Genomic DNA, 20,301 nt, shown 5'->3' with positions numbered 1-20,301 from the left:
CATTACTCTTTGAGGTTGGTTGTGACCATCAAAAAATGTCTAGCGGCAGGCATCGCCGGTGTCCTGCTCCTCGCCGGCGCGTTCTATGGCCTGCACTGGTACCGGGTTGGCCGGTTTATCGAAGAGACTGACAACGCCTACATTCATGCTGACAGCGTGGCGATACAGCCCGAGATCAGCGCCCGGATCACCGCCATTCCGGTTGAAGAGAACCAACGCGTGCATCAGGGCGACGTGCTGGTGGAGCTGGATCGCACAGGCCTCGCGGCTCGCAAGAAGGCCGCCGAAGCGCAAGTGGACCTCGCGCGTTCGTCGCTGACCAAAACCCAGCAACAAGTGGCGCTCCAGCAATCCCGTATCAAAGAAGCCCAGTCCAATGTGGATTCGGCCCGGGCGGAAGAGCATCGTTCGCTACTAAATCTGAAACGGGCCAAAAAACTGGAGGCCCGCAAATACAGCTCCACGCAATCGTTGCAGAATGCCGAAGCGGATTACGCCGTCGCCGTGGCCAAGCGTAAGGCCGCGGAAGCGACACTCGCGACCCAGACGCTGCAACTGCCGGTGCTGAAGTCCGACACCGACAGCGCCGAGGCGCAATTGACCCAGGCCCGGGAGAATCTGGCCGATGCCGCCGATCAGCTGGCCAAGACCGTGATTCGGGCACCGGAAGACGGCGTGATTGGCGATCTCACCGTCGAAGCAGGCTCCATGGTGCAGCCGGCCCGGACCCTATTCCATCTGGTACCCGTCCCCAACGTCTATGTCGTGGCCAACTTCAAGGAAACGCAGATCGGACACATGGCCATCGGCCAGCCGGTCGAGGTCCATGTGGACGCCTACCCTGATCAGGTTTTCCGGGGTGTGGTGGACAGCCTGTCCCCCGGCACCGGCACCCAGTTCAGCCTGCTGCCGCAGGACAATGCCACCGGCAACTTCAACAAGATCGTGCAGAAGGTACCGGTACGGATCCGATTTACCGAGTCGGCCGACCGGCTGAACCGACTGCGGCCGGGCCTGTCGGTGATTCCGGCGGTGGATACCCGGGACCAGGGTGAAGGCATCGCTTACCTGCCCGCCCACGCCGCGGTCGGCTCCCGACTGGCGGACAGCGAGCAGACCCGGCCGTGAGTGAGCAGGTCCCCGATTGGAAACAGCGGATCGGGTTCGTGGCCGTCGTTTTCGGGATGTTCATGGCGATCCTGGATATCCAGATCGTCGCCAGCTCCCTGAACGAAATCCAGGCAGGCGTGTCCGCCACGCAGGACCAGATCTCCTGGGTTCAGACCGCCTATCTGATCGCCGAAGTGATCATGATCCCACTGTCCGGCATGCTGACCCGTATTCTGTCCACGCGGGTCGCGTTCGTGACGTCCTGCGTGGGCTTTACACTGGCCAGTATCGGCTGCGCGTTGGCGAGCTCCTTGCCGATGCTGGTGACCCTCCGTGCCCTGCAGGGCTTCCTGGGCGGGGCGATGATTCCCATTGCCTACGCCATCAGCTTCTCGGTGTTCCCGAGCCCGATGATGGGCATCGTGCAGGCGGTCATGGGTCTGGTAGCCACTATGGCGCCATCCATCGGCCCCACCGTGGGTGGCCTGATCACACAGACCATGAGTTACCACTGGCTGTTTTTCGTCAACGTCATACCCGGCATCCTGGTCAGTGTCGTGGTCTGGAACACGCTGGATATCGACACCGGCGATCGTCGCCTGATCCGAAAGCTGGATGTCGTCGGTCTGCTGTTGATGGCGGTTTTCCTGGGGTGCCTGGAGTACGTCCTGGAAGAAGGCCCCGGCGACGACTGGTTCGACAGCTCCCTGATCTGCGGCTTGAGTGCGGTGGTGGTGATTTCAGGGGCGGCCTTCTTTGCCCGTGTGCTGAAGATCGATACGCCCATCGTCGATCTGCGCGCGTTCCGCAACCGCAACTTCGCCATTGGGGCCGGTCTTGGCTTTTGCGTGGGCATCGCGCTCTACGGGCTGACCTACCTGATGCCCCAGTTCTTTGGCGCCGTCCGGCAATACAACGCCCTGCAGATCGGCGAAATCATGTTCGTCACCGGAGCCGCCATGTTCTGCTTTGCGCCGCTGGCGGGCCGCGCCTCGGACCATGTGGATCCCCGCATCCTGCTGGCAATCGGACTCTCGTGCGTGGGCGTCGGTACCATGATGAACTCGAGTCTGGACAGCCAGGCCGGCTACGACTATTTCTTCTGGCCGCAGGTGATACGCGGGATCGGACTGGTGCTGTGCATCATCCCCATTACCCGTATTGCACTGGGCACACTGCCCAAGTCAGAGGTCGGAAACGCCAGCGGCCTGTTCAATGTCCTCCGAAACCTCGGCGGCGCCTTTGGCCTGGCCATGCTGGACACCACGCGGGATCAACAGTTCGATTTCCACTGGAATGAGCTCATTCCCCACATCGACACGGGGCGTGCGGTCGTTGTAGAACGGCTGCAAAGCCTGCAGCACACACTGACTGGCGCATCGCCCGATCCGCAGGCCGGCGCTATTGCCATGCTGTCGCAACAGATCAGCACCCAGGCGGAAACCATGGCGTTCAACGATATCTTCCTGTGGATGGGTGTGATCTACGTTGTGGCCGTGCCACTGCTGCTGTTCATGAGCCCGCCGCAGGCTGCGGTCAGCGGCGGCCACTGAGCGATTCCCGCGGTCGCTGGTCAACCATTGATCCATTAACCGGGGCGCTGACACGCCCTGGTCATTTACCAGACATCCAGTGTCACGCCAGCGCTCATCAGGCTTACAGCCACTCTTCCTGAGCTTACCCACGGAGTTATCCACAGTTTGTGTGGATGATACCGGCCGCACTGATGTCTTTTTCATGGGACACCTTGCGCTCACCTGTCGACGGGTATACATTGCAAACACAGTATCAACAAGGTTGATATTTTATTGATAAAAACAAGCCCTCAGAATGCCCGCCGCGCGCAAGGGGCTATCAACGCACGACAATCCGTACGCACTACAAAAACAAGACGAGGTGATCCCATGTTGAAGTTGCTGGTTTCCAGGTTGCTGCTGGTTCTCTTCCTGGCAGGAAGTGCGGCATCCACCCAGGCTGCCGATGTCGTCCTGCGCCTGCACCAGATGCTCCCGCCGCAGGCGACGATTCCCGCCAAAGTCCTTGAACCCTGGGCCAAGAAGATCGAAGCGGAATCCGGTGGGCGAATCGAAGTCCAGTTATATCCCTCCATGCAGCTTGGCGGCCGCCCCGCCGATCTCGTCGATCAAGTGCGGGACGGCGTGGTGGACCTCACCTGGACACTGTTCGGCTATACCCCGGGCCGCTTCCCCAAGACCGAAGTGTTTGAACTGCCGTTCATGATGACCAACGCCACCGCCACGTCCATGGCGTTCCAGGCGTACTACGAGAAGTACATGAAAGGGGATTTGAAGGGCATCCATGTGCTTGCGGTCCATACCCACGGTCCCGGCCTGCTCCACACCCGAAACCAGGCGGTCCACTCCCTTGAGGACCTCGACGGCCTGAAAATCCGCGGCACCTCACGGGTGGTCAACGCCATGCTGGGCTCCCTGGGCGCCAGCGCCATCGGCATGCCCGTGTCCGCCACTCCGGAAGCCCTCTCCAAAGGGGTGATCGACGGTACCGTGATGCCCTTCGAGGTCACCACCGCCCTGAAGATCGCGGAGCTGGCGCCCTACCACACCGAATTCTCCGGCAAGCGTGGCCTGTATACGGGCACCTTCCTGTTCGCCATGAACGACGCCCGCTACCAGAACCTGCCCGCCGACCTGAAAAAAGTCATTGATGACAACTCCGGCATGGCGCTCGCCAAACGCTTCGGCGAGGCCATGGATGAGGGCGACCGCGAAGGCCGCGCAGCGGCAGACAAGGCCGGCAACACGACCGTTACCCTGGACGCAAAGGAAACCGCGCGCTGGCACAAGGCCAGTGAAGCGGTGACCACTGACTGGATCGAGGAAATGAACGACAAGGGCCTGCACGGCCAGGAACTCTACGACGCGGCCAAATCGCTGATCGACAAATACGACGCCGAGATCTGAAGGGCAGGCGAACACTGCCTGCAGTTCTCCATGACAACGGCCCGGCCGCAAACGGCCGGGCCCTGAGCCCAAGCCGTTCCAGATCAAGGTAACCAATGACTTCTTCCTCCGCCGGTCTCTATAGCCGTATCGAGGCGCTGGTCACCGCATCCGCCCGAATACTGATTGTCTTCAGCGGGTTCCTCCTCATCAGCGCCATTCTCATTACCTGTTCCAGCATCACCGGGCGAGCTCTGACGCCGATCGGACTGTCCGCCATTCCCGGTGACTACGAACTGGTGGAAATCCTGTGCGGCCTGGCCGTATTTGCCTTCATGCCCTATTGCCAGCTGTCCCGGGGCCATATCAGTGTGGATCTGTTCATCCAGGGCCTGGGCCCCAAAGCGATGGCCTGGACGCAGTTGCTGGGCGACGTGGTGATGACCGGACTGGTGACGGTCATGGCCTGGCGTCACTTTGCCGGCACCCTCGACAAACACGCCTATGGCGAAACGTCGTTCATCCTGCAGATTCCCGTCTGGTGGTCCTATGCCGTGGCCATGATCCTGCTGGCCCTGTTCTGGCTCACCAGCCTGTTTACCGTGTGGCGGGACGTCGTCGCGCTGCGTACGGGATCGTTCGACGATCACTCAGCTTCCGGAGGCGAGCAAGCATGAGCAGTATCGACATCGCCCTGTGGTCGTTCCCCGTCCTGATCGCGCTGATCTTTATCCGCATTCCCATCGGCGCGGCCATGCTGCTGACCGGCCTGGTGGGCACCTGGCTGGTAACCGGGAGCTGGACGCCCATCCTGGCCCAGATGAAGAATCTGAGCTGGTCCAACTTTGCCAACTATTCCCTGTCGATTATCCCGCTGTTCCTGTTGATGGGGCAGTTTGCCGCGCACGGCGGCATGTCCCGGTCGCTGTTCAAGGCGGCCGAGGCCTTCCTGGGCCATCGCCGGGGCGGCGTGGCCATCTCCGCCGTCGGCGCCTGTGCCGGGTTCGGGGCCATTTGCGGCTCGTCACTGGCTACCGCCGCGACGATGGCCCAGGTGACCCTGCCGGAACTGCGGCGCTACGGCTACTCGGGTGGGCTGGCCACGGCGGCGCTGGCCGCCGGCGGGACCCTGGGCATCCTGATTCCACCGTCGGTGGTGCTGGTGATCTACGCGATCCTGACCGAGCAGAACATCGCGAAACTGTTCGTCGCCGCGTTCGTGCCGGGCATCCTCGCCGCTGTGTTCTACCTGGTGGCCATTTCGGTGATCGTGCGGGTCTCAAAGGACGCCGAAACCACCTGTGACCGCGTCCCCTGGCCGGCCCGGCTGTCAGCCGTCATCGAAATCTGGCCGGTGCTGGTGATCTTTTTCCTGGTGGTGGGCGGCATCTACCTGGGCTGGTTCACGCCTACGGAGGCCGCTGCCATTGGTGCGGCCGGCACCGGACTGGTGGCCTGGATCAAGGGTGGCCTGGACCGCGTGCGTCTGATGGATTGCCTGAAGAAGACGGCGGTGTCATCCGGCATGATCTTCTTTATCGTGCTGGGGGCCGGCGTCTACAACACGTTCCTGGCCTTTTCCCAGCTGCCCCAGAGCGGCGCGGCCTGGGTGGTCGAACAGGGCTTCTCCCCCTGGCTGATCCTGACGATCATCCTGGCGCTCTTCATCGTTCTGGGCTGCATCATGGACTCCATGTCCATGATTCTGCTGACCGTGCCGATCTTTTTCCCGATCGTCAGCGCCATGGATTTCGGTCTGCCTCCCGAAGAGTTCGCCCTCTGGTTCGGCATCCTCATCCTGGTGGTCGCCGAAGTGGGGCTGATCACCCCGCCCGTCGGACTGAACCTGTTCATCATCAACTCGATGGCGCCCGGCGTTCCCATGCGCGACACCTACCGCGGCATCCTGCCTTTCATCTCGGCTGACATCCTGCGCACCTTGGTGCTGGTGCTGTTCCCGCCGATCAGTCTGTGGCTGGTCCGACTGCTCTATTCCTGACCCGCCGCTTTCCGGTTCGAGCCCCGCGCTGTACTCGAATCGATTCAAAGAGGGTCGCCCGACGACCCTCTGCTTCATGAATGCTTTAAACAATTAAGACAATACCAAGGAGCTCATCATGATCAGAAAAAGGTATCCGGCATGGATACTTGCCGGTTCCGTGCTGCTCACCGGGTGCAATTCGGACGACTCGTCTGACGATACAGCCGCCAACACCCCCGCCCAGCGCTGCGAGTCACTGAAGGACCAGGCGCTGGACGAGACGCAGCTCACCTCGTCCACCCTGGAGACCACCGGGGACGACGGTATGCAGGCCTGCCACGTCGCCGGCAAAATCAACGAGCGAACCAGCCCCGTGGACGGGCAGACCTACGCCATCGGCTTTGAGCTGTGGCTGCCGGTGGACTGGAACGGCCGCTTCTACTATCAGGGCGGCGGTGGCACCGACGGAGCGATTCAGTCCGTGGATCCGGCTCTGCTGGCTGAGGGTTGGGCGGTCGTGGTTTCTGACAGCGGTCACAGTAACGACACCAACGTCTCGGAACTGGCCGGCACCAACGAATTCGGCCTCGATCCCCAGGCCCGGTTGGACTATGGCTACAACGGCCCGGCCCAGGCGACCCTGAAAGCCAAGGCCCTGACGGAATCGTTCTATGACGACGCCATCGATTACTCGTACTTCCAGGGTTGTTCCGAAGGCGGGCGTGAGGGGCTGATGTTCTCCCAGCGTTATCCGACCTACTTCGACGGCATCGTCGCGGGCAACCCGGGCATGGACCTGCCCAAGGCGGCGGTCGCGGAAGCCTGGGATTCGCAGGCCTTCGCCGAGGCCGCGACGCAAACCACCGAGTTCGGCAACCCGGACCTGGCCAGCGCCTTCAGCAACGACGACCTGTCGACCATTGGCAACGCCATTCTGGATGCCTGCGACGCCGACGACGGCCTGGTTGATGGCATGGTATTCGATCCCCAGGCCTGCGACTTCGACCCCAGCACCCTGGGGCCCGGCGGTACGGGTGATCTGACGGCCGCGCAGGTGACCGCACTGCAAAAGGTCTTCGGCGGCGCCAAAAACGCCCTGGATGAACCGCTCTATGCCGGCTGGTTCTGGGATCCGGGCATAGCCGCCCAGGGTTGGCGCATGTGGAAAACCGGCCCACTGTCCCCGGACATTCCCGGCAACAGCGGCCTGAACGTCACCCTCGGCGGCGGTTCATTGCCTTTCGTCTTCACCACTCCACCCAATTCGATGACCAACGGCACCGCAATCACCACCGGTAGCCAGGTGGAAGACGCCAACCCCCTCGATCAACCGGGCATGAGCGGTTATGGCGGCGCCTTCGTGCAGTGGATCCTGGGCTTCAACATGGATACGGACGCCCCCAAGATCTACGCAACCGATGACACCTACACCGAAGCGGCCATGACCTTTATGGGCACCAGCTCCACGGACTATGCCGGCTTCCGGGACCACGGCAGCAAGTTGCTGATGTATACGGGCCAGGCCGATCCGGTGTTCTCATCGAAGTACCATCTGCAGTGGTACAACAACCTGGTCTCCGCCAACGGCGGGCTGGCGGCGACCCAAAACTTTGCCCGGATCTTCGTTGTTCCCGGCATGAACCATTGCGGCGGCGGCCCGAGCACTTCACAGTTCGACTCGCTCAGTGCGCTGCAGCAGTGGGTCGAGAAGGACCAGGCACCCGAGCGCATTACGGCGACCGCGCCGGAAAGTACGCCCTGGCCCGGCAGGACGCGGCCCCTCTGCGCGTATCCCCAGCAGGCCCACTACACGGGATCCGGCGATATCGAGGACGCCAGCAACTTTGAGTGCCGCACCCCCTAGGTATGGCCTCGCGGCCCTGGGGATCCCAATCCAGGGCCACCCTGATGGCGTGACGGCATGGGACCGGGTTTCTTCCCGGTTACCATCGCCACCACGCCATTTTTGTTGGGCGCGTTGTCAGAGGCCACCAGGCCACCACGACTCGAGGGTGCAGAGCCCTATGCCCGATGTTGAAGAGGCTTGTCTGTTCCGGGACATTCCGGGATCTGTACACCGTCCGAGCTCAGTGAGTCGCCCACAAAAAAGGGGCTGACATCCGCCAGCCCCTTTCTTCCCGCGTTGCAGGACCTGGGTTTCAGAACTTGTAACGCAACCCCACCATGTAGCCTTCCTGGCTCTCGCCGGCGGCCGGCGCGGTATTGGGACCGGCACCGGACACGGCGTAGGCCGCATTGTCGCTATTGGTGATGTAACCCATCTGGGCATAGGTATCCAGGCCCGAAGCCAGGTTGTAGATACCCCGGATCACCGCCAGCGTGGCGTCGGCGTCCTGGTCATCGTTCGTGATGTCGTACACCCCGCCATCCAGCGTGAACTTTGGCGTGAACTTGTAGTTGGCGGTCACGTAGTAGGCGTCCGACTGGATGTTGGTGGCCGCGGTATCCAGTTCGCGCCCCAGCCAGCCCACGCCGACCTTGCCATCCCCCAGCTTCACGTAGCCGCCCAGGCTGGTGCGGCGATCCGTGTCGCCGGAGTCGCTCATATCCACGGGCGGCTGGCCGTTGAAGAAGAACGCCTGCGCACCGTCACCGCCGTTAAGCGTGTCGATCGCCGCGGCGAGACCAAACGTGCCGGTATCGTATTTGAGCATGGCCGACCAGGCCTGACAGGCGGAGGAGTCGCCCACCTGCAGGGACTCGCCGCCGCAGGTACCGGATGCCGGCACCCCCCCGCTGGTGTCGCGACCGAAGGAGTAGCTGACACCGGCGGAAATCCGGTCGGTGAAGCGATGCATCCAGGACAGGGAATTGTCGTAGCGGGCGTTGGGCAGGTAAGCGTCCAGCGAGCCCAGCGCATAGATGTTGGGGCCGATGAGATCGGAGGTCCCCTGGGCGAACAGAAAGACCGAGTACTGACGCCCCACGGTCAGTCGGCCATAGGGGGTTTGCAACCCGACATAGAGCTGGCGACCGAACAGTCGACCGCCCTGGCCCTGGGTGCCGTCATCGGCGTTGAACCCCATCTCCAGCTTGGCCAGACCTCGGTAGCCCTCGGCGATGTCAATGTGGGCGTCGATACCCAACCGCGATGCCATGGTGCCGGTGATGGCGGGGATTCGTGTCAGCCCGTCGCTGTCTTCGCCGATGTTGGTGATGTGCTCGACGCCGGTATCCAGAACACCGTAGAGGGACACGTCGGAGCGATCTGCAAGCGACCCCGGCTCCGGTGCCTGCGCCTGCTGTTTCTGCAGCGCTTCAATCTGTTGGCGCTGGACTTCCAGCTGTTGTTGAAGATCCTCCAGGCTCGTTGCTGCCGCAGCAGGCAGCGCCGGGAGAGACAGAGCCGCGATCAGGGCCAGGTTCAGCTCCCGCTTTGCAGGTAGGCTCGTTCGTTGTTGTTTTGTTGTTTTTGTTCTCATTCATCAACCTCCTATCAGGCTTTTGTCGGGTGTTGCTGCACCCGGTCTCCGGAACGGTATGTTGATCGCTGCGAGTGACGCCTGAGTGGCAGGCACCTCAACAATCAATTCAATATCAACTTAGTTGATATTGAATTGATGCTATTCCTATTATTGAACAAAAGCAAGACAATGCCGGCAGCGCCTCAGCAGCAGGCGCTACGCAGCCGACAGGTCACCATCCAGGGGGTGGAATGCGATTGACGTCTTCGAATCGGAAAGGCCGGCTATCCGGCGGAAACGCGAGTCAAACAGGAGAGGCTTAGAGTTCCGCCAGCATTCTGACCAGGCTGCGCAACTGATTCTTCAGCGCCAGGCTTTCGTCAACGGACAGTTCAGCCAGCATGCGACGCTCAAGCTCCGCGATCACCTTGTCTCCCTCCGCGAGGATATCCTTGCCCGCCTCGGTCAGGCTGATCTGAATGATGCGTTTGTGGGTGGGATCCGGTTTGCGTTCGATCCAGGCGTTTTTTTCCATCACCTTGATCAATTCGTTGGCCGCTTGCGGCGACACCATGGTGCGCTCTGCCAGCTGCGCATTGGACTGCTGCCCGCGAATGTCGACAACAGACAGCGCGGTGTATTGCCCCACCGTCAGCCCCAGTGGCGACAAGGCGTGCCGTATATGGCGATTCAGCGAACGGTCCAGACGACCAATAATGTAGGCCACCCCCAGAGGCTTCTCCGTCGGCAAATCGTCTGTGCCTCTGAGCTTGTCTTCCGGCAGCGTCTTCTTGGTCGACAATTCTGAATCCTCCATCGAGTCTTTGAACAAACTGATACCCAGTCGACGCCGATTATAGAGTATCAACATCAAATCAAGCTACTTAATACAATTTAGCTTCAGCCTGACCATGCCCCTTCTTGATGGTTCCGCCCAAACGCCCCTTGCTCAAATACCAGCCACAGTCCGCCACGCCGCTATTCATCTGGCTGACGGTCATTCATCCTGAGCTTACCCACGCCCTTATCCACAGATTCTGTGGATGGCCTGGGCAGACTCGAGATGGCTTCACTCAGGTTTGGCCCCCCGCTCCAGCGCCGCTGAGCGACCTTATCGAATTCATCGAGGCCCGAGACGTACCGGCCGACTGAACCGGCACCTACCGCTGTCGAGTCACCAGGATGATGCCAGACAGGATAATCACACCACCGATGACAAAGTTCGTCGTCAAGGGCTCATCCAGCAACACCGCACCGAACAGGACACCGAATATCGGCGACAGGAAGGAGAACACACCCAACTGCGACGCCCAATAGCGGCGCAGCAACGCAAACCACAGCAGCAGGGCGCCGAATGAGATGACCAGCGTCTGGAAAGTCAGGCTGGCGATGGCGCTATTCGTGAAGGAAACTGAGCTCAAGTCGCCCAGGACGTAAGCCGCCGGGACCAGCAGCAACGTGGCCGTCAGCAACTGGTAGACCAGCGTCTGCTCCGCTGGCGCTTCAGACAGCGAGGTCCGTCGCAGCACCAGCGTCGTCGCCGCCCAGGACAACCCGGCCAGCAGTCCCAGCAGGTCGCCGATCAGGATGTTGCCGGCATTCGCGACTTCGGTGGTCGGCGCCATGGCGAACACCATCCCGATAAACGCTGTCCCGATGCCCCACCACTGATGGCGGGCCAGCTGCTCTCCCGGTACCAGCCAATGCAGCCCCAGCGCGGCAAACACCGGGGCGGTGTAGAGAAACACCGACATGTGCGAGGCCAGGGTGTAGTTCAGCCCCCAGGCGACAAACACGAATTCAAAGGTAAAGCCAAGGCCCACCAGGATGCCGGCTCCCAGTTGGGCGCGCAGATCACTCAGCCGAACGCCTCGCCAACGCACCAGGACACCGACCAGCACCGCCGCCATCATCGATCGCAGGGCAATTTGCGCCAGTGGCGAGATATCCACAGCCACTGCCTTGATGGCCACTTGCTGGAGCCCAAGAGCCAGGCAGAACAACGTCATGAGCAGGCCGGCTGTCATATCGACCGGCTTACGGCCCAGTGCCGGTATGACGGCAGGCTGATCCTGGTATGTCGCTGCTCGGGAAGTGGTCATCGGTCGCCCTCCTTTTCTGAGGGCGCCATTCCAGCATTTGCCCCACCGGCCAGCAACCGATTAATCTGGCAGTCTAGGCTCAGGAAAACTCAACCCATGAAAATCGAACGCCTGCCACTGAATGCCCTCCGCGCCTTTGCCGAGGCCGCCCGTACGGGCAGCTTCAAATCGGCCGCGCACCGACTCGGGGTGACATCCGGGGCCGTAAGTCGACAGATCAAACAGTTGGAGGAGCGCCTGGGGGTGCCGCTGTTCGAGCGGCATGCCAATGGCGTCAGCGTCAACCCGGCGGGCCGTCTGTTGGCCGAAGATGTGGATGCCGGTCTGGCGAGGATTGCCAACGGCGTGCAGTTGGCCACCGAGCGCACTCGTGAAACCACGCGGCTGGTGATCAGTGCACCGCCCTCGTTCCTGCAGCTCTGGCTACTCCCTCGCCTCAACGAGTTCGAGACACAGGAACACGACATTGAAATTTCGCTGGATGCGGATTCGAAACTGACACCGCCCGTGTGGCAGGCCGACAGCGCCCGGCTATCACTGCGCTACGGTCGAGGCCCCTGGAACGGCGTTCGCAGCCTGCCGCTGTTCGACGATGCCCTGGTCCCGGTCTGCGCACCTTCGTTGCTGGCCCATTCCCCGATCAACACACCGGCGGACCTGTTGGATCATTCGCTTCTCACCGTTGACTGGAGCTCACAGCAACGACGCGAATTTCCCGGCTGGAAAGCCTGGCTCGAAGCGGCTGGCGTATCGCCACCCAGCGCTCTGATGCAACGCCACTATTCGCTCTACAGCCTGGCGCTCGACCAGGCCATTGCCGGGCGCGGCGTGGTACTGGCCACCTACCCCGTCGTTGCAGACCGCCTGGCCAGCGGCGTTCTGGTCCGGCCGTTCGGCAACGCCTACGTGCTGCCTTCACCGTTTCGATACGAACTGGTCCTGCCCGCCACCGGCAGCGCACCGCCGGCGATCCAGCGATTTGTGGATTGGCTGGTGGATGAGGCCAGACGATTTCAGGAAGAGACGCTGGTTCGCGAGTGAGCATAGAGGGTCGACAGGCTGTCCGCAGTTGGCGCTTCCGGCCCCTCAGATCCAACCGAAAGCGCCAACTCCGGGCACCCTCTAACCATTCCAGATCCGTGGGCCCAAGCCCAATCACGTTTCACGCAGGCGTATCTTTTTTGCAAAAGCCGGGATCGGCTCGCAACACCGTAAATGCAGTCGACCAATCCCGGTTCAGCGGCGTTTGCGCCGACCGGCCAGTATTCCCGCCAGCCCCAGACCGAACAACGCCATGCTGGCGGGTTCGGGTACATCAACCGTGCTGATCTTGGTCAAACCGGCGATGAAAAAGTAGCCAGTGTGGGTACTGACCACTTCAACGGACGCCCCCTCGAACGGCGCGGTTTTATCCAGGTTGTGGAAAATGTCCTCACCGGCTTCCAGGAAGAAAAGATCCAGATACAGGAAGCAGGACACATCCCCCACTGTAAACGGCTCAAAACCATTTTCGTAAAGTTGTCCGACATCCGATACCGGCTGATCGTACATCAGCGGCACGAAGCCCTCCCACTCGAAGTTTACCGGTGTACTGGCAAACGTGGCAGACACCAGGCCCCGGCGCTGGTCATCCACAGTAAAAAGCCCGACCGCATCATAGGACTCATACGGGTTTTCAATCTTGTTGGTATACGCATAGGTAATCAGTGCGGCATGAGCGGGTGCGATAAAACTCAGCGCCAGCAGCAGTAGCAGGGCTCTCATAACGATCTCCGGATCCTTGCTCGGATGACGTGATAACGGGCCTGTATATCCCAGAGCAGGAAGTTGTCATTGTTGAAGCCGGAATCCTCACACATGGCGGGTTGAAAAGCAGGCGTTGCCGCAAAGACCCGGAGGTCACTTTTTCTCACCAAATCCCTGTCGGATTCCGACCAGTTACGTCTTCAGAAAACACGGGCAATAACCGGGCCACAAACTGTTATCTCAGGGAGTTGCGGGGCAACGTGAAGGAGGACCGTAAAATAACCTGACACTTTGCGATTGAGAGGCTGCAGCCCCTTTTACACCGGCATCGAACGAACCTGAATCCGGCGTGGCCAACGGCTTGTTTTGACTCTCCATATCATCGGTGCGTCGGAAATGTTGCCATCAACTGTTCAGGTACACGTCCCCTGTCAAAGGCTCGCCATCAGTGAAACGGCCATAAAGCCTCTGGGCGAGAAACGGGTCAATTGCCGACCGTCTTCACGCAGCCCTTACCCCGTCTCGTTCTGACCGCTTCGTCTCCAGCCTACCCACACACTTATCCACAGTTTCTGTGGACAGCGCCGGTTCCTGGAATCCCATAATTTTAATCAATTGAACCAATTACCGGCTTGGCATGTCACAGTCAAAAACTATTGCTCTGGTAAAAAAAAGCAAATTTGTGCATTGGCCGCGGGTTGCTACGTTTATTAAATCGACAGACGCGACATCCGAGGTGTCGTCAAGCCTCGATCGCTGTTCCAACAACGCAGGAATAACGGAGAGAACAAATGGCCGAGAACATAGGAAAGTCAGGCGGGTGCCCGGTGATGCATGGGGCCCATACGAGGCTCGAAGACAAAGGCACCTACAACAAGGACTGGTGGCCCAACCAGTTGAACCTTAGCATCCTTCGCCAACACACCAGCAAATCCAACCCGCTGGGCGAAGACTTTAACTACGCCGAAGAATTCAAGAAGCTGGACCTGGCCGCGGTCAAGCGCGACCTGACCATGCTGATGACCGATTCCCAGGACTGGTGGCCGGCGGACTTCGGGCACTACGGCGGTCTGATGATCCGCATGGCCTGGCACAGCGCCGGCACCTACCGCATTGGCGATGGCCGCGGTGGCGCCGGTGGCGGTCAGCAGCGCTTTGCCCCTCTCAACAGCTGGCCGGACAACGTCAACCTGGACAAGGCACGTCGACTGCTCTGGCCGATCAAGAAAAAGTATGGCAACAAACTGTCCTGGGCGGATCTCTACGTCCTGGCCGGTAACGTGGCGCTGGAATCCATGGGCTTCAAGACCTTCGGTTTTGCCGGCGGCCGTGAAGATACGTGGGAGCCGGAAGAAGACGTTTACTGGGGCGCCGAGAAAGAGTGGCTGGGCAGTGACGAGCGTATCGTCGACAAGGCCAACCGCGAGCTGGAAAACCCGCTGGGTGCAACCCACATGGGCCTCATCTATGTGAACCCGGAAGGCCCCGAGGGCGAACCGGACCCGGTCAAGGCAGCTCACGACATCCGTGAAACCTTCAAGCGCATGGCGATGAACGACGAGGAAACCGTCGCGCTGATTGCCGGCGGCCATACTTTCGGTAAAACCCACGGTGCCGGCAGCGAAGACCAGATGGGGCCCGATCCGGAAGCCGCTCCCATCGAGATGATGGGGATGGGCTGGAAGAGCAGCTACGGCAAGGGTAAAGGCGAAGACACAATGGGCGGTGGCCCCGAGGTCATCTGGACCCAGACGCCGACCCAGTGGAGCAATAACTTCTTCGCGAACCTGTTCGGCTATGAGTGGGAGCTGACCACCAGCCCGGCCGGTGCCAAGCAGTTCGTGGCCAAGGGTGCCAAAGGCGATGAAATGCCGGGACCGGAAAAGGATTCCCCGCGTCGTGCCCCGACCATGCTGGTGACCGACCTGTCACTGCGCTACGACCCGGAATACGAGAAGATTTCCCGTCGCTTCTACGAAAACCCGGAAGAGTTCGCCGACGCGTTCGCCCGCGCCTGGTTCAAGCTGACGCACCGTGACATGGGGCCGAAATCCCGCTACCTAGGCCCGGAAGTGCCGGCCGAAGATCTGCTCTGGCAGGATCCGGTACCCCCGGTGGATCACGACCTGGTGAACGATCAGGACGTGGCCGACCTGAAGAGCAAGCTGCTGAATTCCGGCCTGTCTGTCTCCGAGCTGGTGTCCACGGCCTGGGCGTCCGCCTCCACTTTCCGCGGCTCCGACATGCGCGGCGGGGCCAACGGTGCGCGTCTGCGTCTTGCCCCGCAGAAGGACTGGGCGGTAAACGAGCCGGCCAAACTCGGCAAGATCCTGCAGACGCTTGAAGGCATCCAGAAGTCCTTCAACGACGCCCAGTCCAGCAACAAGAAGATCTCGCTCGCCGATCTGATTGTGCTGGGTGGCAGTGCCGGTATCGAGAAGGCCGCGAAGGACGCCGGCCACAACATCGAAGTGCCGTTCGCGCCGGGTCGGACCGACGCCAGTCAGGACCAGACCGATGTCGAGGCGTTCGAGCCGCTGGAACCCCAGGCTGATGGTTTCCGCAACTACCGTCGCACCAAGTTCGCGGTGCCGGATGAGGACATGTTGATCGATCGCGCCCAGCTGTTGCAGCTCACCGCGCCGGAAATGACGGTGTTGGTCGGCGGCCTGCGGGTCCTCGGCGCCAACTCGGGCGACTCCAGGCACGGCGTGTTCACGGACAAGGTCGGCGCGCTGACCAACGACTTCTTCGTCACCGTCACCGACATGGGGCTGGAGTGGAAGCCCTCACCCAGCGACGGCGATGTGTTCGAAGGTCACGACGTGAAGACCAACGACGTGAAATGGACCGGCACCCGGGTGGACCTGATCTTTGGTTCCAACTCGCAGCTGCGGGCCCTGAGTGAGGTCTATGCCCAGGACGACGCGAAGGAGAAATTCGTGAAGGACTTCGTGAAAGCCTGGACCAAAGTGATGAACGCCGACCGCTTCGATCTCGCCTGATCGAGTCGTCGGAAACCGAAGGGCGCCACGGCCGGTGGCGCCCTTTTTTGTGGCCGGCTGCCCGGCCGCATCACAGACAAGCCCGCTGTCCTGCGCTAACCTGTTGTTTCTGAAACACCCACGCTGTCCGCTCAAAACAGGTTTTCCCTTGCGTACCTACATCAAACAGTCTTTCCATTTCCTGACCGCCCACTTTCGCCGGATCTTCAGCCTGTTCCTGGTTTACCTGGTGTTCTTCGCCGCCGCGGACTGGCTACACACCCAGCTCTACCCTGTGGTGGCACAAAAGCAGATGCTGAGCTGGGGATTCATGATCGTCGACTGCGTGATCACGGCCTTTGCCTTTTCGTCCATGCTGCAGCTGTTTGAGGATCTGCGGGCGGATGCCACTCAACCCGTGCTGAGCTACCTGAACCGGGCACCGCGCTTCTTCGCGCCCCTGTTCACGTTGTTGCTGGCACTGAAGCTGGCAGCGCTGCCGCTGCTGTTCTGGCCGTCCTGGGTGCTGATGCTGCTGATTTTCCTGGCGGGCGTGAAGCTGTCGTTTGCGGTCTTTGAAGTGGTCCGCATGCGGCGGGGGGTGCTTGAATCCCTATCAGCCAGCTGGACGCGAACGCAGGGGTTCATGGTCGCACTGGTGTTGTCATCGGTACTGGCGGGCGTCGGATCGGGGCTGTTTGCCTGGTTAGTGCATGTCGTCTTTGTGAAGCTCGCGCTGGCCGGTGAGCCAACCGTAGCCTACGACCCGGGTGTCGCATTGCTGGTCCGCTTTATCGCGTCACTGTCCCTGTTTTTCTACGTCGCGGGCGGTGTCTTTGCGTATCGGCTGTATTGCGCGGCGGTAGAAGCCGGGGAAAGCTCATCCGTCAGGGAATGAGTACGAGCGGGCTTACGTATTCAGCGAAACAGAAGCAGGACGATTCGATCGGTGTCTTGCAGGAGGCGCTCCTCTGTCCGAAACAGCGTATCCCGGTGGAGCCGTGAGGCAGACAGGCTGGCCAGGAAGGCCAGCCAATCTCCACACGAGGATCGCAGCGCTTAGTGGCTGGTAGACAGTTTTGCCGGCTGGGCGCTGAACAGACCCTTGATCTTGGCTTTCAGTGCAGAACCCAGTTCAGCAACGTACTCGCTGCGCTGTTGATGGGCAACCTGGATGTAGTAATCAATATCGATGTTACCGAGAGAATCTGTTTTCAGTGCTTGCTTGGCCATGGTGGGTGTCCTCGTCTGGCTGTGTTCAATCTCTACATCGCTAATAGTAAGGACACCGCCGCTGTTGAAAAAGCGATCATTTCTAAGGAGAATGCTGAATGTTTCTCAACAGTAGTGGAAACCCGTATGCGCCGTCTTCCACCCCTGAATGCACTCCGTGTATTCGAGTCATCCGCCCGTAACAAGAGCTTTGCAGCGGCGGCCGAGGAACTTTTTGTCACCGCATCCGCGGTCAGTCACCAGATCAAGACGCTTGAAGAATATTTGGGTCTTTCCCTGTTCAGCCGCAGCAAACGCAAGGTGGAACTGACGCCGGCCGGGGAACAGTACCTGACCTCCGTCAGGCACGCGCTGGACGAAATCGAGATGGCGACCCACCGATTGACGGCCGCCCAGGAAACCAACGTGGTGCAGATCAGCGTGGCGCCCAACTTCCTGACGCGCTGGCTGATGCCGAGGATGGCCCGCTTCCAGGCGCTCTACCCGGACGTGGAACTGCAGATCAACGCCTCCATGGGCCTGCTGGACTTCAACCGGACCAGCACCGATATGGCGGTCTATTTCGGCAGCGGCGAGTGGGACGATATCGAAGTGCATTTCCTGCGCAAGGTCATGCTGGTCCCGGTATGCAGCCCGGAGCGGCTGAAAGGCCCCTATCCCCTGGAGAAACCGGAAGACCTGCAACACCACACACTGATCTACGTCAGCAAACGCACCTGGGAATGGGAAGACTGGATGCAGCAGGCGGGCGTGGAATTCATCACCCCCAAGGGCAGCCTGCAGATGTCCAGTGGCCAATTGGCCACCGCCGCTGCGCAGGAAAACCTGGGAGTGGCGCTGGCCGACAGCACGCTCACCTCACGGGAAATCAAATCCGGTCGCCTGGTGGTGCCGTTCGACATCAAGCTCGATACCCACAAGGCGTTCTATCTGGTCTATCGCAAGCACCGCCCCCTCACCACCGGCATGCGCGCGTTCAAGGAATGGCTGATGAGTGAAATGCAGGCCCACGACGAAGAGGACGCGGCGACGGTCTGAATCGGTCGCTTTTCCAGCGGTCTGATCACGAAACAGACCGACCTGCCGGGCCCTGGCCAATTGCGCGCCAATCCGCTGGAAGCCCCACGCCAACCCGCTCCGGGCCACTTCTCCTGCCACTGCTCACAGTGTTATCCACAGAATTTGTGGACAAGCCCGGCGAGCCTCTTACCCACTGTTGGAGGCCTTCGCGGAACGGCTTCGGAACTGCAACCGATCCAGGGTAACGTCCCGGAAGCGTGCCAGCAGAAGCGATTCCGCTTCCTCCAGGGCATCATCAATCGCACCGTTGACGGCCTGCTCGATCGGGCAGTCGGTATGCTCGTCCGTCAGACCGATGGTGAAGACCGAGCCCTCGCCCAATGCCCTGTGGACATCGTAGAGCGTCATGGCTGAGAGCGGCCTGGCCAGCGACCAGCCGCCACCGTGCCCCTTCACAGACGTGACGTAACCCTCTGTTTTCAGGAGAGCCATGGTCCGGCGCACCACCACCGGGTTGGTGTTGAGCATCCGGGCAATGGTGTCGGAGGTGGCCGGTCCGTCCAGTTGATCCATATGAACGAGAACGTGGAGAACGCGGGATAAACGGCTGTCTTTGCGCATGACCATAAGGCCTCGTGAATGTCGCACCAGCTTATCATGTAACTTTTAATGTTTCATGTATTGCCAATCCAACAACCTTCAGGTAACAATAAATGTTACATGAAAGCCACTCAGGAGATGGACGATGGATGCCGATGTGATGGTGATTGGCGGCAGCTTTGCGGGAATGTCAGCGGCCCTGCAACTGGTGCGGGGACAGCGACAGGTGATCGTGATTGACGGTCGCAGCCCAAGAAACCGGTTTGCGGCGGCGTCCCACGGTTTTTTCGGCCTGGACGGCGTCTCGCCGGAGGAGATTCATGAACGGGGCCTGGAGCAGTTGCTTCGATACCCAACCGCCCGGGTGATTGAAGGCCAGGCCTCAACGGCGGCGCAGATCGAAGGCGGGTTCCTGGTGACACTGGCCTCCGGTACCGCGTTCAGCGCCCGCAAACTGATCCTCGCCACCGGCCTCAAAGACGAACTGCCGGACATCCCGGGCATCGAGGAGCGCTGGGGGCAGACCGTCATACACTGCCCGTACTGCCACGGTTTCGAGTTGCGAAACCGACCACTGGGTGTGCTGGCCACCAGCCACCTCTCTGCCCACCAGGCCGGCATGATTCCGGACTGGGGCCCGACGACCTATTTCACACAGGGCACTTTTGAGCCGGACCCGGAGCAACGCGACTATCTCCAAAAACGCGACGTGACGATTGAACACGCCCCCGTGGTCGAGGTTCTGGGCGAGGCTCCGGCATTGTCCGGCGTCCGGCTCGCCGATGACCGGGTGATCGAACTCGGTGGGCTGTACATCGGCCCCAAAACGCGAATGGCCAGCCCCCTGGCGGAGCAGCTTGGCTGCGTGTTTTACGACGGCCCCATGGGACCGGTCGTACAGGTCGATGATCTCAAACAGACGACGGTCCAGGGTGTCTTTGCCGCCGGCGATATGTCCAACCCCATGCAGAATGCCACCTTGGCGGCCGGCTCCGGGGTGATCGCCGGTTTCAACGCCCACCGCCTCCTGATGCAGGAAGATCCCGCAAGGGTCGCCGCACAGGCCTGATCACTGACTCGCCAGAACCGCGACAGGGCAAGCAGCTGGCGGCTTACCCACGTCTCTACAGCGATTGCTCACAGGGTTATCCACGGATTGTGTGGACAACCGTGCTCCCG

Annotated in this window: 17 protein-coding genes; 11 read left to right on the top strand and 6 right to left on the bottom strand. The window is 60.9% G+C overall.

All coding sequences use genetic code 11. The features are described 5' to 3' along the window. Positions 1-21: 21 nt before the first annotated feature. From J3364_RS13970 to J3364_RS13945, 6 genes are all read left to right on the top strand, one after another. Entirely contained in the window at positions 22-1,128 is a 1,107-nt protein-coding gene (locus J3364_RS13970) for an HlyD family secretion protein (protein WP_349558922.1), read from the top strand. Next, positions 1,125-2,663: a DHA2 family efflux MFS transporter permease subunit gene (locus tag J3364_RS13965; protein ID WP_349558921.1), complete on the top strand. Its 1,539-nt coding sequence runs from the start codon at positions 1,125-1,127 to the stop codon at positions 2,661-2,663. The genes J3364_RS13970 and J3364_RS13965 overlap by 4 nt, the downstream gene beginning before the upstream one ends. 351 nt (positions 2,664-3,014) lie before the next feature. Then, complete coding sequence (locus J3364_RS13960; RefSeq protein ID WP_349558920.1) at positions 3,015-4,052, top strand: TRAP transporter substrate-binding protein; 1,038 nt, start codon at positions 3,015-3,017, stop codon at positions 4,050-4,052. Positions 4,053-4,147: 95 nt separating this feature from the next. After that, positions 4,148-4,708: a TRAP transporter small permease gene (locus J3364_RS13955; RefSeq protein WP_349558919.1), complete on the top strand. Its 561-nt coding sequence runs from the start codon at positions 4,148-4,150 to the stop codon at positions 4,706-4,708. Next, positions 4,705-6,030 (top strand): TRAP transporter large permease, encoded by a 1,326-nt coding sequence (locus J3364_RS13950; protein WP_349558918.1) that lies wholly within the window; start codon positions 4,705-4,707, stop codon positions 6,028-6,030. The genes J3364_RS13955 and J3364_RS13950 overlap by 4 nt, the downstream gene beginning before the upstream one ends. A gap of 118 nt (positions 6,031-6,148) precedes the next feature. Further along, positions 6,149-7,876, top strand: a complete 1,728-nt coding sequence (locus J3364_RS13945) for a tannase/feruloyl esterase family alpha/beta hydrolase (protein ID WP_349558917.1) — start codon at positions 6,149-6,151, stop codon at positions 7,874-7,876. Between the two features lie 295 nt (positions 7,877-8,171). Here the strand turns inward: J3364_RS13945 and J3364_RS13940 are convergent, their stop codons facing one another. The 3 genes from J3364_RS13940 to J3364_RS13930 form a co-directional block, all read right to left on the bottom strand. Further along, positions 8,172-9,455 (bottom strand): porin, encoded by a 1,284-nt coding sequence (locus J3364_RS13940; protein ID WP_349558916.1) that lies wholly within the window; start codon positions 9,453-9,455, stop codon positions 8,172-8,174. 301 nt (positions 9,456-9,756) lie between these two features. Further along, positions 9,757-10,239 (bottom strand): MarR family winged helix-turn-helix transcriptional regulator, encoded by a 483-nt coding sequence (locus J3364_RS13935; protein WP_349558915.1) that lies wholly within the window; start codon positions 10,237-10,239, stop codon positions 9,757-9,759. A 358-nt stretch (positions 10,240-10,597) separates the two neighbouring features. Then, the gene (locus tag J3364_RS13930; RefSeq protein ID WP_349558914.1) at positions 10,598-11,539 is read right to left on the bottom strand and encodes a DMT family transporter; all 942 of its coding nucleotides are present in this window, start codon (positions 11,537-11,539) and stop codon (positions 10,598-10,600) included. A gap of 96 nt (positions 11,540-11,635) precedes the next feature. On the opposite strand from J3364_RS13930, the gene J3364_RS13925 reads away from it, so the two are divergent. Beyond that, positions 11,636-12,580 carry a LysR substrate-binding domain-containing protein gene (locus J3364_RS13925; RefSeq protein ID WP_349558913.1) on the top strand — a complete coding sequence of 315 codons (945 nt, stop codon included), beginning with the start codon at positions 11,636-11,638 and terminating at the stop codon, positions 12,578-12,580. A gap of 195 nt (positions 12,581-12,775) precedes the next feature. Here the strand turns inward: J3364_RS13925 and J3364_RS13920 are convergent, their stop codons facing one another. Then, entirely contained in the window at positions 12,776-13,303 is a 528-nt protein-coding gene (locus tag J3364_RS13920; protein ID WP_349558912.1) for a PEP-CTERM sorting domain-containing protein, read from the bottom strand. 812 nt (positions 13,304-14,115) lie between these two features. Here J3364_RS13920 and katG point away from each other — a divergent pair. Next, a complete protein-coding gene (katG, locus tag J3364_RS13915) occupies positions 14,116-16,290 on the top strand; it encodes a catalase/peroxidase HPI (RefSeq protein ID WP_349559013.1) in 2,175 nt (724 codons plus the stop codon). A gap of 148 nt (positions 16,291-16,438) precedes the next feature. Further along, positions 16,439-17,167, top strand: a complete 729-nt coding sequence (locus J3364_RS13910; RefSeq protein WP_349558911.1) for a hypothetical protein — start codon at positions 16,439-16,441, stop codon at positions 17,165-17,167. Positions 17,168-17,328: 161 nt separating this feature from the next. On the opposite strand, the gene J3364_RS13905 is transcribed toward J3364_RS13910, so the two are convergent. Beyond that, on the bottom strand, positions 17,329-17,502 hold the full coding sequence (locus tag J3364_RS13905) for an RSP_7527 family protein (protein ID WP_190294841.1): 174 nt from the start codon (positions 17,500-17,502) through the stop codon (positions 17,329-17,331). A gap of 126 nt (positions 17,503-17,628) precedes the next feature. On the opposite strand from J3364_RS13905, the gene gcvA reads away from it, so the two are divergent. After that, positions 17,629-18,540 (top strand): transcriptional regulator GcvA, encoded by a 912-nt coding sequence (gene gcvA / locus J3364_RS13900; RefSeq protein WP_123634016.1) that lies wholly within the window; start codon positions 17,629-17,631, stop codon positions 18,538-18,540. Between the two features lie 168 nt (positions 18,541-18,708). Here the strand turns inward: gcvA and J3364_RS13895 are convergent, their stop codons facing one another. Further along, a complete protein-coding gene (locus J3364_RS13895) occupies positions 18,709-19,143 on the bottom strand; it encodes an Rrf2 family transcriptional regulator (RefSeq protein WP_349559012.1) in 435 nt (144 codons plus the stop codon). Positions 19,144-19,267: 124 nt separating this feature from the next. Here J3364_RS13895 and J3364_RS13890 point away from each other — a divergent pair, with 124 nt between their 5' ends. After that, positions 19,268-20,191 carry an NAD(P)/FAD-dependent oxidoreductase gene (locus tag J3364_RS13890; RefSeq protein ID WP_349558910.1) on the top strand — a complete coding sequence of 308 codons (924 nt, stop codon included), beginning with the start codon at positions 19,268-19,270 and terminating at the stop codon, positions 20,189-20,191. Positions 20,192-20,301: the final 110 nt, after the last annotated feature.

The sequence above is a fragment of the Marinobacter sp. NFXS9 genome, assembly GCF_040148665.1.
In the GTDB taxonomy this organism is placed as follows: Bacteria; Pseudomonadota; Gammaproteobacteria; order Pseudomonadales; family Oleiphilaceae; genus Marinobacter_A; species Marinobacter_A mangrovi.
The sequence above is the reverse complement of the archived record's forward strand: the minus strand, read 5'-3'. Positions and strand labels throughout refer to the sequence as shown.